At 72.2% G+C, this 13,634-nt stretch carries 13 protein-coding genes; 5 read left to right on the top strand and 8 right to left on the bottom strand.

Going from position 1 to position 13,634, the window contains the following annotated elements:
• The first annotated feature begins 50 nt into the window (after positions 1-50).
• The 4 genes from I6A81_RS13120 to I6A81_RS13105 all read left to right on the top strand — a co-directional run bounded on the left by I6A81_RS13120 (position 51) and on the right by I6A81_RS13105 (position 2,424).
• Positions 51-758, top strand: coding sequence for a hypothetical protein (locus tag I6A81_RS13120; RefSeq protein ID WP_203004792.1), 708 nt, complete (start codon positions 51-53; stop codon positions 756-758).
• Positions 755-1,525: a hypothetical protein gene (locus I6A81_RS13115; protein WP_203004791.1), complete on the top strand. Its 771-nt coding sequence runs from the start codon at positions 755-757 to the stop codon at positions 1,523-1,525. The genes I6A81_RS13120 and I6A81_RS13115 overlap by 4 nt, the downstream gene beginning before the upstream one ends.
• A 62-nt stretch (positions 1,526-1,587) precedes the next feature.
• Entirely contained in the window at positions 1,588-2,109 is a 522-nt protein-coding gene (locus I6A81_RS13110) for a cytochrome c oxidase subunit 3 (protein WP_238429670.1), read from the top strand.
• Between the two features lie 3 nt (positions 2,110-2,112).
• Positions 2,113-2,424, top strand: coding sequence for a cytochrome C oxidase subunit IV family protein (locus tag I6A81_RS13105; protein WP_203004789.1), 312 nt, complete (start codon positions 2,113-2,115; stop codon positions 2,422-2,424).
• 19 nt (positions 2,425-2,443) lie between these two features.
• Here the strand turns inward: I6A81_RS13105 and I6A81_RS13100 are convergent, their stop codons facing one another.
• From I6A81_RS13100 to I6A81_RS13090, 3 genes are all read right to left on the bottom strand, one after another.
• A complete protein-coding gene (locus I6A81_RS13100; protein WP_203004788.1) occupies positions 2,444-3,763 on the bottom strand; it encodes a tetratricopeptide repeat protein in 1,320 nt (439 codons plus the stop codon).
• The gene (locus I6A81_RS13095; RefSeq protein WP_285222644.1) at positions 3,760-5,262 is read right to left on the bottom strand and encodes an MFS transporter; all 1,503 of its coding nucleotides are present in this window, start codon (positions 5,260-5,262) and stop codon (positions 3,760-3,762) included. The genes I6A81_RS13100 and I6A81_RS13095 overlap by 4 nt, the downstream gene beginning before the upstream one ends.
• 103 nt (positions 5,263-5,365) lie before the next feature.
• Positions 5,366-5,575: a hypothetical protein gene (locus tag I6A81_RS13090; RefSeq protein ID WP_203004786.1), complete on the bottom strand. Its 210-nt coding sequence runs from the start codon at positions 5,573-5,575 to the stop codon at positions 5,366-5,368.
• 524 nt (positions 5,576-6,099) lie between these two features.
• Between I6A81_RS13090 and I6A81_RS13085 the strand changes: the two genes are divergently transcribed.
• Positions 6,100-6,456, top strand: a complete 357-nt coding sequence (locus I6A81_RS13085; RefSeq protein WP_238429668.1) for a hypothetical protein — start codon at positions 6,100-6,102, stop codon at positions 6,454-6,456.
• 111 nt (positions 6,457-6,567) lie between these two features.
• On the opposite strand, the gene I6A81_RS13080 is transcribed toward I6A81_RS13085, so the two are convergent.
• From I6A81_RS13080 to I6A81_RS13060, 5 genes are all read right to left on the bottom strand, one after another.
• Positions 6,568-7,449, bottom strand: a complete 882-nt coding sequence (locus I6A81_RS13080) for a glycosyltransferase family 2 protein (RefSeq protein ID WP_203004784.1) — start codon at positions 7,447-7,449, stop codon at positions 6,568-6,570.
• Complete coding sequence (locus tag I6A81_RS13075; RefSeq protein ID WP_203004783.1) at positions 7,446-8,177, bottom strand: hypothetical protein; 732 nt, start codon at positions 8,175-8,177, stop codon at positions 7,446-7,448. The genes I6A81_RS13080 and I6A81_RS13075 overlap by 4 nt, the downstream gene beginning before the upstream one ends.
• Before the next feature lie 13 nt (positions 8,178-8,190).
• Positions 8,191-8,958, bottom strand: a complete 768-nt coding sequence (locus tag I6A81_RS13070) for a hypothetical protein (RefSeq protein ID WP_203004782.1) — start codon at positions 8,956-8,958, stop codon at positions 8,191-8,193.
• An 8-nt stretch (positions 8,959-8,966) separates the two neighbouring features.
• Entirely contained in the window at positions 8,967-9,527 is a 561-nt protein-coding gene (locus I6A81_RS13065) for a 2OG-Fe(II) oxygenase (protein WP_203004781.1), read from the bottom strand.
• 494 nt (positions 9,528-10,021) lie between these two features.
• A complete protein-coding gene (locus I6A81_RS13060) occupies positions 10,022-13,576 on the bottom strand; it encodes an ATP-binding protein (RefSeq protein WP_203004780.1) in 3,555 nt (1,184 codons plus the stop codon).
• Between the last annotated feature and the right edge of the window lie 58 nt (positions 13,577-13,634).

The raw sequence follows: 13,634 nt of genomic DNA, 5'->3' as shown, positions 1-13,634 counted from the left end.
TAGCCGATCGGCTAGACAGCCAAATAGCCGATCGGCTACTCTGCCGCCTCATGAGACGAACCAGCGGCGAGTTGATCATCTTATGCGCGCTGCCCGCGGCCGCGATTCTCTGGATCGCCGCTTTCTTCCTCTTCCCCGGCTTCCTGCCGCCGATGTCCCCGGGATCGGCGCCCTCCGAGGTCGCGGCCTTTTACGGGGACCACACCGCCCGCATTCGCTACAGCATGATTCTTTTCAACTGGTTCTGTGTGGCGCTGATCCCGGTCCTGATGCTCATAGTCGAGCGAATGCGCGGCATGGCGCATCGCACGCCGATCATGCGTTACTGCATGATCGGCTGCGCCGGGGCCGCACCCATCGCGTTTCTCACCGCGACCATCTTCTGGCTTCTCGCGGCCTTCCGGCCGGATCGCGCGCCCGAGCTCACCCAGCTCTACAACGACCTCGGGTGGATCACCTTCACCTGCGGCGTTCCCTTCCTCGTCGCCCAGAGCCTCTTCCTGGCGGTGTCGATCTTCCTGGACCAGCAGGAGAAGCCGGTGTTCGGGCGGTGGGTCGCGTACTTCAACGTCCTCGTCGCGGTCGCGCTCGTGCCGGCGGGGTTCGCGGGGCTGGCGCACAGCGGGGTACTCGCCTGGGACGGGCTCCTGTCGTTCTGGGTCAAGAACATCGCGATCGCGCTCTGGATCATCGTGATGTCCGTCGTCCTGGGGCGGGCTCTCCCGCGTGACCGCGCCGTGGCCGAGGCCGCCGCGTGAAGCGTCCCGCCGGGCGCGACGACCCGAAACGTGAGCTCTGGCTCGCGTGGTACGCGATCCTCGTCTTCTACAACCTGTACACGGTCGTCTTCTTCATCCTCACCCGCACCCAGCCGCCGGGTAAGCCGTGGTACGGCGCCGGCGACGCCTCCGGCTGGTTCGCGCACCATCACGACGGCCTGCTCGTCGGGTTCGCGCTGATCTTCGTCCTGGGTGGCCTCTCGGCGACGTCGATCGCGCTGATCACGTACTCGATCCGACGGATGTCGGTCAGCCGCGCGTTCGCGTACTCGTACCTGATCCTGTACTCGGTCAGCGCGGTCCCCGGATTCCTGTTCATCTGCGTGGCGATGACGGCCGGCGCCATGCGGCCGGACCGGGACCCGGCGCTGCAGCAATGGCTCTACGACCTGGGCTTCCTCTCGTTCTCCGGCACGATGGGCGTCTTCCTCGTCGGCTCGTTGATCTGGATGGCCGCGATCCTCCTCGACAAGAACCGGGTCTTCCCGAAGTGGTTCGGCTACCTGAACCTCTGCAACGCCCTCACCGAGGTCGTGGTCGCGCCGTCCTGGATGTTCGACCGCGGCGTCTTCGCGTGGAACGGGCTCATCGCCTGGTGGATCAACGTGGTCGTCTTCGGCCTCTACACCGGAGTCTTCATCAATCTCCTGCGAAACGTGATCATCCGCGAGGACTTCGGCACCGGCCCGCTGCCCGGCCTGCCGAAGCGGGCGCGCGGGCATGCCCCGGCGGAGGTGGTTTCGTGACGACCACCCAGCCGGTGACCGCCACGGCGAAGGAGCCGAGGCGCGTCCCGGGTCAACCGGACATGTGGGTCTTCGTTCTCTTCGAGTCCCTCGTCTTCACCTCGTACTTCGGCGTCTACCTCTACTACCGCGCCCAGCGCGAGGAGGCGTTCCTTCAAGCCCAGTCGCACCTCGACCTGTGGCTCGGGGTCCTCGGCACGATCGTCCTGCTGACGAGCTCGTGGTCGGTGGCCCGCTGCGTCCAGACGGCGCGCGCCGGGCAGTACCGGGCCGCGACACGCGACGCGTTCCTGACGGCGGGCTTCGGCGTCGCCTTCCTCGCGCTCAAGATCGTCGAATGGACCGGCCACGTCCAGGCGGGGCACACGTTCACCAGCGACGACTTCTTCCAGCACTACTTCTTCCTCACCGCGATCCACTGCGTCCACCTGCTGATCGGGTTCGTCGTGCTCGGCGTGCTCGTGCACCAGCTCGCCAGCCCGGACCGACGCTCCCAGGAGACGGTCGAGACCTGTGCCACGTACTGGCACACCGTCGACTTCTTCTGGGTCCTGATCTTCGCGCTGCTCTACGTCGTGAGGTGACTCGTGAAGACCGCACTCAACAAGAAGACCGCGATCGACAAACGGCTCCTCGCCGTCTGGGCCGTACTGTCGGCGATCACTCTGATCTATTTGTGGATCGACCGTTCCGCCGACGACGGCGGCGCTCCGACGGCGAGCACCGCGGTCACCGTGAGCGCGATCATCCTCGCGCTGGTCAAGGTCCGGATCATCATGCGTGAGTTCATGGAGGTACGGCACGCGCCCGCGCTGCTCCGCCGGCTCACGGACCTCTGGGTCGTGCTCATGGCCGCCAGCCTGCTCGGCATGTACTTCGTCGGAAAGGCGGTCGCCTGAGGGCAGGCGCCTACGGCCGTCACGGTTCGCGCAGGGCCGCGAGGGACTCGAGACAGGTGCGCAGCGTCGGATGGTCGGGCGCGACGACCCCGCGCAGCACCCGCGCGCCCTCGGCCCACAGGTCGGCCGCCCGCGCGGTGTCCCCCTCGGCGAGGTGGACGGCGGCCAGGTTGCAGGCCGTCGAGGCCAGGTCGGGGTGGTCGCCGTGCAGCGCCCGCCGTTTGAGCGCGAGGCCGCGGCGCAGCGCCGCCGCGGCCCGTGGCCGGTCGCCGGCCAGGAAGTAGGCGGTGCCGAGGTTGTGCAGGGCGACCGCCACCTCGTAGTGCTCGGATCCGTGGATGCGCTCGAACGCCCGCAGCACGCCTTCGAGCATCCCGACGGCCTCCTCGACGCGGCCGCGGTCGAGGACCACGGCGGCCAGCGCGCCCAGGTCGCCGACGGTGGCCGGATGCTCGTCCCCGAGCAGCCGGCGCCGCGTGTCGAAGGCCCGGCGGCTGGCGTGCTCCGCCGCGGCCAGGTCCCCGCGGGCGTGCGCCAGCCCGCCCAGGTTGTGGTCGACGGTCGCGAGCTCGAGTTCGAGCTCCCTGGGCGGCCCCTCGCCGCCGACCGCGGTCAGCAGCGCCCGGGCACGGCCGTAGCAGTCGGCCGCCTCATCATGTCGCCCCCGGTACCGAAGGGTGATGCCGAGTTCGTTCCAGGCGCGGCCGACGTCCGCGGGCCCCAGGCCGGCCGTCCCGGTCGCCGCCTCGACGGCCCCGCGCAGGTGGAACTCGGCGTCCAGGTAGGCGCCCCGGTCCCGCAGCAGCGCGCCGACTTCGATCAGCGCGTGGAGCCGCAGCCGAGCACCGAGCTCCCCCGGGGCACGCTCGGCCCGCCCGGCCGCCGCGGCGAGCAGTTCCAGCGCCGCCTCGGTGTCGCCGCGCGCCGCGGCGACCAGCCCCTGGACGAGCGCCAGGTTGGCCAGGGTGGCGGCGTTCGGGCCGCCATCGTCCTGGCCCGCGACGTACGTGCCCGCCTTGGCCGCGGCCTCGTCAACCAGGAGCTGAGCTCCCTGGACGTCGCCGAGCGCCCGGCGCTCCAGGCTCGCGGCGAGCTTCGCGGCGACGGCCGGTTCGACGCCGGCCGGTCCGGGGGCAGCCGGCTCGACGGCCGCCGGCCTGACGGCCGCCGGTCCGACGGCGCTCGGCTCGACAGCGGCCGGTCCGACGGCGGTTGACTCGACTGCGCCTGGCTCGACGGTGGCTGACTCGACGGTGGCTGTGATCGTTCGCGCGGCCGGGGCGGCGGCGTTGGCGCTCCCGCGCGTCTGGCCGGTGGCTCCGGTGGATGGGTCCGTCATGTCGTCGCCATCTCCAGCCCTTCGCCGAGGTCCACCGAACGGGCGCGAGGCGCCGCGCCGCCGGCGGTGTCCTCTCGGGCGGCGGCGGTGTCCGTGCCCGTCGGCAGGTGCCGACCGAGACCGGTGGCGCGCCAGGCGAGCAGGCAGCAGCATCCGGCCGCGCCGACCAGCAGGACGCCGCCGCCACCCGCGTCGAGAACGGGGCCGGCGACGGCGGGGCCGACCGCGAAGCCAGTGGTGTAGGCCAGCGCCGAACCGGCGTTGTACCGGCCGCGCAGCTCGTCGGTGGCCAGTCGGTTGACCAGGGCGGGCACCGTCTGCGCGAGCATCGTCTCGGCCAGCGCGAAGGTCACGGCGGCGAGGACGACCAGGCCCACGGCCGGCGCGCCCTCGGTGAGCAGGGCGATCCGCATCAGGAGCCAGGTGCCCGCCCAGACCGCGGCCACGGCGGCGAGCACCGAGCTGGCGCTTCGACCAGCGATCATGCGGGTGATGATCGGTTGGCTCACGACGACCGTGGCCATGTTGGCCGCGAACGCGAGGCTCAGCACCTCGGCGGACAGTCCCACGCCGACGGTGACCAGCACCGGGAACGCCGAGTTGAACAGGCCATACCCGACCGTCACGAGCGCCGCCGTGAGCAACCAGAGGTGTCGGAAACCCCGGTCGGACGCCAGCCGCCGGTAGCCGTCGCGGCGCCGGTCACGGCGTGAGCGTCCCGGCCGCCGGTCCCCCGACGGCCGCCCGTCGTCGCTCCGGTCCGCGCGCCGGTTGACGCTCCGGTCGGCGCTCCGGTCGGCGCTCGGGCTGGCCGGACCGCGCTGGTCCGGTAGCCGCACCAGTGCCAGCAGTGGGGCCGCCAGAACGAAACTGGCCGCGTCGAGCAGGTACAGCCGGACATAGGACGGCTGGGTCCCGCTGACCAGCAGCCCGGCGAGGACGGCGCCGGCGGCCAGGCCAAAGTTCATGGTCGCGAAGCGTGCCCCGAATGCCGTCGCGCGGAGCTGTTCGGGAACGAGCCGCGCGAGCAACGCGTCCGAGGCCGGCCATTGGACCGCCACCGCGAAGCCCGACAGCGACGCGGCGGCCAATGCCTGGCTCGCCGTCGTGGCACCCGCCAGCGCCCAGGCTCCCGCTCCGGCCGCGAGCAGCCCGGCCGCCGTCGTCGCGCGTGGGCCCACCCGGTCGGCGAGCAGTCCGCCGACCGGGTTGCCGACGAAACTCGCCAGGGCGACGAAGGCCGCGGCGGCACCGGCCACCGACAGGCTCAGACCGCGTTCGGCGTGGAGGTAGACGACGAGGAACGGCAACGTCATCCCGGTTCCGACGGCGGCGAGAAGGTCGGCGGTCAGGAGGACGCGAACCGCCCCGCCCAGTCGAGGGCTGCGCGCGGTGGCGCGAGCGGATGCCGTGTCGGCTGGACCAGCGGGAGTGGCACCGGCGGGAGCGGCACCGGCGGGGGACGTCGTGGCCGTCGAGGGCTCGGAGATGGCTGTCATAGCGCGTGGCTGGTCCCGTCAACGGCTCGTCCGACGGAGATGGCGTGACGCTGGCGGGACCCGGACGATTCGCCGGGCCCCGCCGGCGTGAGGGACGTCGCGGTCAGCGGGCCGTCGCGACGAGGACGACCTGGTTGTGGTTCGTGCTCAGCCCCGTGAGCACCACCTGGCTGTGGTTCGTGCTCAACCCGGTGAGCACCACCTGGCTGTGGTTCGTGCTCAGCCCCGTGAGCACCACCTGGCTGTGGTTCGTGCTGAGACCGGCGAGAGCCAGTGCCGAGGTGGCCGGGGTGGTACTGGTGGTGATCTCCACGATTCCTCCTGAGCTCGCGGCCTGGCCTCCGTGCCACCCGCCGGTGCGGGGGGCGTGCCTGACCGTCGGCGCCAGTGAAACCTGGCTCGGGAGCGACCTCATGAGCAGGCGATACCGGACTTGGCCGCCCTGCTACTCACTGCCGGCGAGCGTTACTCGCGCCGGTCACCGCTCGCGCCGCCGCGCGGGCCTGCCCACGCATGATCGCCGCCGCTGGCGAGCGCCGCGCCCAGCGGGGCCGCCGCCCGGACGGGCTGTCGCCGGACTGACGGCCCTGGTCCCGGCCACGTCTGGAATCATCGGCGTCATGTGGTCCTGGTTCGCGGCTTCTGTCCGGCCGAGCCCGGTTCAGCCGGGCTGGAGATGACCGCCCGGCTCGCACCCCGCCCGACACGCGATGAGCAGCGGCTCCTCGACGGATACTCACGGATGAAGGCAGGAATCAGCATATGAGTCTCAGGTGGAGAAAGAACGCTCCCAGGACTTTCGTCGCCGTCCTGGTGGCACCGCTTCTCATCGTGGCGATGGTACTGACCGGCTGCGGGTCGAAGAACAACGCGAAGAAGTTCGCCGACAAGCTCAAGGCAAACGGGTTCGGCTCGGTCGAGGTCACGTCCGACAAGGAGAAGAAGGGCTCCAAGACGGTGCTCGTCGCGTACGACGCACACGTGTCCGTGAACACGGACGCCGATCCCGCCGCGTGCGACGTCGAGCTCGAGAACGACGCCAGCAAATCCAGCCTGGCCAACTACTTCGACGTCGACGACGTCCGGGACGCCAACGGCAGGGACCACGACGTCGAGAACGACAAGAGCTGGCCCGACAACCCCTCGCTCAGCGTGCTGAGGGCCGAGCTGAGCGAGCACGGCATCGACTGCTGACCAGCGGCAGGAAGCACGTCTCCGTCGCGGCGTCCTGATCAGTGGAAGGGTGCGTGTGCCGGCGGTCGAACGACCCACCAGGATCCGCGAGGAGGGTGCCTTACGCGTCCTTCAGCCAGGGAAGGCTTTTGGCGCCCATCTCCGCAGGTACTCCTCCACCGGACGGTGCTCCGTCTCCGCCAGCTGGCGATGAAGCTCCATCCAGGGCTTCGCCAGGGCGGTCGCGATGGCTGGGCCGAAGAGCTCGAACCGGGTGCAGGCCGACACGCAGGCGCGTAGCTGGTCTCCGGAGAGATGGAGCAGCGCGGTGCGCAGCACGTTCTGCAGCCACGCCCGGTGATCTGGGCGGTAGGGAGCCGTGGCACGGAACCTGTGGGTCACCAGGGACTCCGGAACGCCGAGCAGCGGGTGTCCCGCTCGCCACCACCTCAGCGCGAGTTCCACGTCCTCGACGCCGAACCCCTCGAAGTCGGCGAATCCGCCGGCCGCCATGAACGTGTCGCGCCTGACCGCCAGGCATCCTCCCGGCACCAGGCCGACCTCGACCACCCCTTCGTCCGCGGCGGCCCGGCGCCACCGGTAGGTGAACAACTCGTCGACGATCTCGGCGCCGCAGCCGACGTAGCGCCGGTCGTCGGCGTCTCGCACCGCCGGCCCGACCAGTGCTCGAGGCGCCTCGCCAAGCACCCGCAGCAGGGGGCGCAGCCACGGCCCCTCGACGGCGCAGTGCGCGTCCAGGAAGACGACGACCGGCTGGGTCGCGACGCGCGCCCCACGGTTGCGCGCCGCGGCGATGCCGTGGTGCGCCTGCCGAAGGACCCGGACCCGCGCTGGCCACGCCCGGTCGCAGCTGCCGTCGGTACTGCCGTCGTCCACCACGATGATCTCGTGGGGCGCGTCTTCCGCCTCGTCGAGTGACGCGACGGTCGCCGCCAGCGCGTCGCCCTCCTGAAACGTCGAGATCACCACGGAGACCGGCTGGTCGCGGCTCATCGCCTGAGTTCCGCTGGGAGTTGGTCCGCCGCCGAGTCCGGCGTCTGGAGGCGGCTCCAGAACGTCCGGCATTCCGGGAGCGGATCGGTGTCCCGCACGTCCACCCACCGGTAGTGGTCCGGTTCGGTCAGCAGGACGAAACCGCGCAGCAGCGCGACCTCGCAGAGGCGGTGCGGCGCGGTGGCCCGCGCATAGGAGGACAGCGAGACGCCGTGCCGGGCCTCGCAGTATCTCCGGAGCGCGGGGTAGACGTGCCGGGGAAGCGTCAGCGGCGGCGGGGCCGTCAGGTCCCAGTCGATCGGCCGGCCGAAGAAGACCTCCGGGCACCGGCGCCATCCGTCCGGTCCTGGTCTTCGCCCGCCGGTGTCGTACGACACGCGTGGCAGGGATCCGCTGAACAGCCGCGCCCGCAGGTCACAGGGCTCGACGAAGACCTGGTCGGAGTCGAGGTGGAGGATCACGTCCGCGGCGGAGTACCGGTCGGCGTGCAGTTTCGTGATCTGCTGGCCCACGTAGTCGTCGGGGTAGTCGCGGCAGACGCGCAGCCGCACTCCGGGCCTGGGCAGCGGAATCTCGCTGGGGATTCTCGGCAGGCTGCTCCGCGGAACCACGACGACGACCTGGTCGTGTCCCGTGGCGAACCTCTCGATCGAACGCAGCGACAGGTCGAGCCAGCGGAGGTCACGGTAGTAGGAACGGATGACGATCTCGATCGACGGCGCCGTCATCGGGGCGGCCAGCTCACCTATCGACGATGACCACCGGGTCGACGGGGTCGATCGCCGGCCCCGGAGTGCCGGTTATCCCGCCCGGCGGCAGCGTCGCCCAGTCGATGAACCCGGGGAACACCTCGGCCCAGCGCGCGCGGTCGGCCCAGTAGTTGGTCAGACCGGCGGCGAGCGAGAGATGAAACGCCGTCAGCCGGGAGATGTGCGCCCGGTCGAGATTGAGGGCGAGGACGTCCCCGAGGCGGGTGTCGGCGAGCCCCAGCGACTCGAGCACGCCGGTCGGTACCGACGCGAACGCCGTGAACTCCGTCTCCCCGGTGACCACCCTGGCGGCCCTGGGTTCGAAACCCGCGCCCATGAGCTCGCCCGCGACCACCTTCGACCGCTGGTTGACGAATATCGTGACCCATTCCGTGCCATCGGCCGCGAGATCCTCGAGCAGGATCTTCGTGAGCGCCGCCGCGAGCCCGACGTTGGTGACGTGCTGCGGCGACAGCACCACTGGCGTCAGCAGGGACTGGCCGTCGTCGCTCACGACGGCCAGCGCCACCCCCCGCAGGGCCCGGGCACCGACTCCCGCGGGCGGCCAGGCCCGTTCCTCGTAGGCGACGGCCACCCTCGTGCGGGCGGCGGTGGTCAGCGGCATGAACACCTCCTCGAGGAGGCGGCCGAGGTCGAGGCTCCCCAGGAACGCGGCCAGCTCGGGCCTGAACTCGCCGACCAGGTCGGCCGTGACCCGAAGCTCCATCCGCTCGTTGACGTCACCGTGAATACTGGCCACTGGTCTCCTCATCCCTGGTGCGGTTCCTGGTGCGCCGGTGTCTTCTGGAAAAGCCAGCCGATCGCCGAGTAGCGGATGCCGCCGCGCACCGGCCGGACCTCGTGCAGCAGATCGGCCGCGAACACCGCGACGGATCCGGCCCTCATCGCGATATTCCGCGGTTCGCGGCGCCCGTCCCCGAGGGGCGCGTGGATGACCAGTACTCCGCCGTCGAATGCGGGCAGCTGGTCGGACGGGTCGTCGTCGTTGAGGAGACAGACGACCGAGAACTGCCGTCCTCGTACCACGCCGGGGTCCGCGGGATCCTCGGAACGGTCATTGTGGGCGCGGAAATAGCCGCCGGGCGGGTAGCTGCAGAACTTCGGGCCGTCGAACCCGACGCCATCCAGGGAGCCGGGGTCGAGTACCTGGTCGACGGTCGTCCGCATCGCCGACAGGACGGCCGCCGCGTCCGTGGCGGACACCTGGTGTTCCAGGCATCGACGCATCCGGAGGTCGACGCTGTCATGGCTCTGGCGCAGCACACCGCCCATGACCGTCGAGGCGTTGGACATGCTCTCGATGACCACGCGGCAGTCTTTCCGCGGCACCGCGCCGTGGCGTACCCATATCGGGCATTCGACGAAGGAGGGGAGGTTCGCCCCAGTTCGCACGCCATCCCCCCGAGGCGATCCAAGCCGTGATCGGGATCTTAGCAGGCCGGCGGCCATTCACCCCGAAGGCGGCACCGCGGCCGGAGAAAGGCGCGCCGAGGCCCGTCGACGGAACCCGTCGCGCCCCGCCGACAGGGCGCCAGGAAACGCGGGGCGTCCATTTCGGACATTTAGCCGGGAACATCCTTCCGGCCATCGGCCCGTGCCTCGCCCGGCCTCGTGGGATCCACCGTCGGCGGCTCGCGAATCCCATCCGCCGGCGAAGGGAGATGTGGCGCGCGCCGACGTCGTGGAACCGCGAGTTCGCGGACCGGCGTCAAGGCGCCGATGCGCGGATCTGGCCGCCGGCCGGCGTCGAATGACTTCAGGCTGAGCTGGCTTCAGGCTGAGGGCGATGGCTTCGGGTGGCGTCAGCGGCTGACGCCGTGAAGAGCGGCGTCGTCCGCCAGGCGCCGCGGCCAGATCGCTCCGGCCTCGTGCCGGCGGTAGAGGGCGACCGCCGCTTCGAACGGCTCGCCCGCCCGCGCGCGCTCGCCCGCGCGGGCCAGGGCCAGCCCCCGCTGGTGCAGGGCGTCGGCCTCGTCGGCTACCAGCCTGAAGTGGCGCAGCGTCGCCAGGGCCCGCTCGAACCGGTCGTCGGCCTCGTCGGGCCGCGCCTCGAAGCTCAGCAGTACCGCCTCGGCGACGTCCACGATGCCCCGCCTTCCACGCCACTCCTCGCCGTCCGCGATGATCTCGCGGCAGCGATCGATGTGCCGGCGTGCCTCGTCCAGACGTCCCGTTTCGGCGTACGCGCGGGCGAGGTCGGGAAGGACCCACAGCTCGAAGTAGCGGGCGCCGCCCTCCTCGACGATCCGGCGCGCGTGCTCGAGCGACCGCGCGGCCGGCCCGGGCCGGCCGCGCGCACTCAGCACGCGCGCGGCGAGGTGATGCGCCGCCCACTCGTCCCACCGGTTCGCCGTTCGACGACTCGTCTCGAGCACCTGGCCCGCGAGCGCCTCGACCCGATCCCAGTTCCCTTCCCACAGGTCCACCAGCGGCGCCAGCGAATGGGTGAAGAAGGTCGGCCTGGCGTCGGACAGCAGCGCCCGCGCCTGTGCCAGCTCGCCCCGGGACATGTGACAGCGGCCGATGCCGTCGGCGAACACCTGGCGGTGAGCCGTCTCGCCGGCGTACGGCAGGCCGAACAGTTGCTCGAAGTAGGCCTGCGCGCGATCGGGGTCGCCCAGTCCCCAGGTCATCTGACCACGAATCTGGAGGGCCATCGAGGCGAGGAACGGTCTTTGTCCCCGATCGGCCACCTCGAAGGCGCGATCTTCCGCCTCGAAGGCTTCGCGTAGCTCGCCGGCCGCGAACTTGTGCCAGCCGTAGGCCGTCGTCGCGGCCGCCCAGAGGCCCTCGTCGCCGAGCCGCTCGGCGATCTCCATCGCGCGGCCCGCCGCCTCGATCCCGGGCTCGATGCGCAGCCCGTAGGTCAGCGCCGTGGCGACTCCCGTCTCGAGATGGCCGCGGGCCGTGCGCGCGGGCCCACGCTCGAGCACGGACCGCGCGGCGTCGAAGTGGCGAAACGCCCGGCCGATGTCGAGGTGCTCGGCGTAGATGGAGTCGATCAGCGAATGGGCCATGCCGAGGCGTGAGTGCACCTGCGCCGCCCGCTCGTCGTCCGCCAGGCCCAGGTAGAGGTCGAGCGCCCGCTCCAGGTAGTCGATCTCGCGGGCCAGGTCGCCCAGCACGGCGCAGACGACCGCCAGGGTCACGAGCAGCCGCGCCCGGTCGGCCGGCTCGGCGCCGGCGCGCTCCATCAGCGCCAGCGCCCCGGCCCAGTGCGCCGTGGCCTCGTCCCAGGCGAACAGCTGGCGGGCGCGTTCCCCGGCGCGCAGCGAGTAGTCGATTCCCTTCGCCGGATCGACCGTCGGGCCCGCGAGCCGGTAGTGCAGCGCGAGGGCGGCGACCCGTGCCTCCGGGTCGGACGCCGCGGCGCCCTCGATGGCCCGCGCCGCGCGCGCGTGGATCCGCTGGCGACGCGGCGCGCTGAGCGCTCCGTAGAGCGTCTCGCGCACGAGCGCGTGCGTGAACGCGTAGACCAGGCCCTCCTCCTGCTCCACGACGAGCCGGGCCCCCAGCGCCTCCTCCAGCGCGCCGATCACCGGCTCCTCGCCGAGCTCGGCCATCGCCACCAGCAGGTCGAACGGGAAGTCGCGACCGAGGACGGCGGCCTGGGCGAGCACGCCGCGACAGGTCTGCGAGAGGCGGGCGAGGCGGCGCGCGAGCACCTCCTTGACCCCTTCCGGGACACCGATCTGCTCCGGGGTGAGGGCGGAGCCCCAGCGGCCCTCGCGCCCGAACATCACGCCGGTCTCGATCAGGTGGCGCACGACCTCCTCGACGAAGAACGGATTGCCCTCGGTCTGCGCGTGGACGGTCCGCACCAGCGCCGAAGGCGTCGCCTGGCCGGTGTGTGCCGCGATCAGCGTCTCCACGCCACGCGAGTCGAGGCCCTCGAGCGGCAGCCGCTCGAACAGGCCGTCACGCCGCAGGTCCGCCAGCAGCTCGGCCAGCGGATGCTCGGGGGCGACCTCCAGGTCCCGGTAGGACCCCACGACCAGCAGCGCGGCCTCGTGCGGAGCCCGGACCACGTGTCGCAGGAGCTGGAGGGTCGACCGGTCCGCCCAGTGCAGGTCGTCGAGGACGAGCAGCACCGGGGCCCGCGCGCAGGCCTCGGTCAGCAGCGCGGAAACCGCCTCGAACATCAGGTACCGGCGCGTCTCGGGGTCGTCGGACTCCGGCGCGCCGTCACCAGGCCCCCGGTGCGCGAGCTCGGGGATGAGCCGCGCGAGCTCCCCCCAGCCCGGCCCGAAGCGGCGGCGCGCGCCGTCGAGGTGCCCGCCGCGCACGTACTGCCGCAGCGCCTCGACGAAGGGCTGGTAGGGGACGAGCGGATCCTCCTGGCAGCCCGCGTACAGGACCGTGCCGCCGGCATGCGCCTCGCGCGACAGCTCGCCGGCCAGGCGGGTCTTGCCGATCCCCGGCCCGCCGCACAGCAGGACCAGCCCGCGTCGTCCCGCGCGGGCGCCGTGCCAGGCCCCGCGCAACAGCTCCAGCTCCCGCTCGCGCCCCACGAACTGCCCGCGTCTGCGCGCCAGGAACGCCGGAAGCGGCACCCGCGGCGGCCCGGCAGACGCCGGCGCCGGCGCTGGAGCCGGGGCCGGTCGAGGGCCGGCCGCCCCGCCCGCGAGCAGCCGCGCGTGCAGCGCCCGGACCGCCGCGCCCGGCCCGGTCCCGAGCTCCTCGCGCAACGCCACCCGCAGCTGCTCGTAGGCGGCGAGCGCCTCCGCCTCCTCGCCACGGGCGGCGAGCGCCTCCATCAGCAGCCGGTGGCCCGCCTCCCGCAGCGGAGCCTCGCGCGTCAGCTCGCGCGCGGCCCGCTCGGCGCCCGCCAGCCGGGCGCCGCCGAGCGCGACTCCCGCCTCGGCAACCGCCTCCAGCGCGCCCAGGCGTAGCTGTTCGAGCTCGCGGCGCCGGTCGTCGACCCAGGGCGCGTCCAGGCCGACGAGGAACCCCTGGCTGGCGGTCTCGAGCGCGGCCGAGCCCGCCGCCCACGCCGCGGCGAAGTCACCTTCCGCGATCGCCGCCCGCGCCCGCTCCGCCGCCGCGAACGCCCGCTCGAGGTCGACCTCCGCGTCCGCCGGCAACGTCAGGGTGAGCTCCCGCCGACCCGACAGCGTCTCCCGGCCGACCGCTCGGCGCACCTTCGACAGCAGCGCGCTCAGCGCCTCGTCGGGATCGGCCGGCGGCTCGCCGGGCCACAGCGCCCCGATCAGCTCGTCGCGCGCGACCGGTCGGCCACGGTTGAGCACCAGGAACGCGAGGACGAGCGGCCCCTGACGGCCCGGTAACCGGTTCTCGACCCGCTCCCCGCCCAGCTCGATCTCCAGGCGTCCGCAAAGCCGGACCCGCGCCCCCATGGTCCGCACGCTAGGGCGCCCACACAGGCCCGGCAAGCACCGGCACAGGTCGCGACAG

Source organism: Frankia nepalensis, assembly GCF_016786325.1.
Lineage (GTDB): Bacteria > Actinomycetota > Actinomycetes > Frankiales > Frankiaceae > Pseudofrankia > Pseudofrankia nepalensis.
This window is presented reverse-complemented; position numbering and strand designations above follow the sequence as displayed.

Coding starts and splice junctions, on each gene's coding strand:
- I6A81_RS13080 (WP_203004784.1), bottom strand. CDS start 7,449: ATGAGCCGCGACCAGCCGGTCTCCGTGGTGATCTCGACGTTTCAGGAG.
- I6A81_RS13075 (WP_203004783.1), bottom strand. CDS start 8,177: ATGACGGCGCCGTCGATCGAGATCGTCATCCGTTCCTACTACCGTGAC.
- I6A81_RS13110 (WP_238429670.1), top strand. CDS start 1,588: ATGTGGGTCTTCGTTCTCTTCGAGTCCCTCGTCTTCACCTCGTACTTC.
- I6A81_RS13095 (WP_285222644.1), bottom strand. CDS start 5,262: ATGACAGCCATCTCCGAGCCCTCGACGGCCACGACGTCCCCCGCCGGT.
- I6A81_RS13120 (WP_203004792.1), top strand. CDS start 51: ATGAGACGAACCAGCGGCGAGTTGATCATCTTATGCGCGCTGCCCGCG.
- I6A81_RS13085 (WP_238429668.1), top strand. CDS start 6,100: ATGGTACTGACCGGCTGCGGGTCGAAGAACAACGCGAAGAAGTTCGCC.
- I6A81_RS13100 (WP_203004788.1), bottom strand. CDS start 3,763: ATGACGGACCCATCCACCGGAGCCACCGGCCAGACGCGCGGGAGCGCC.
- I6A81_RS13060 (WP_203004780.1), bottom strand. CDS start 13,576: ATGGGGGCGCGGGTCCGGCTTTGCGGACGCCTGGAGATCGAGCTGGGC.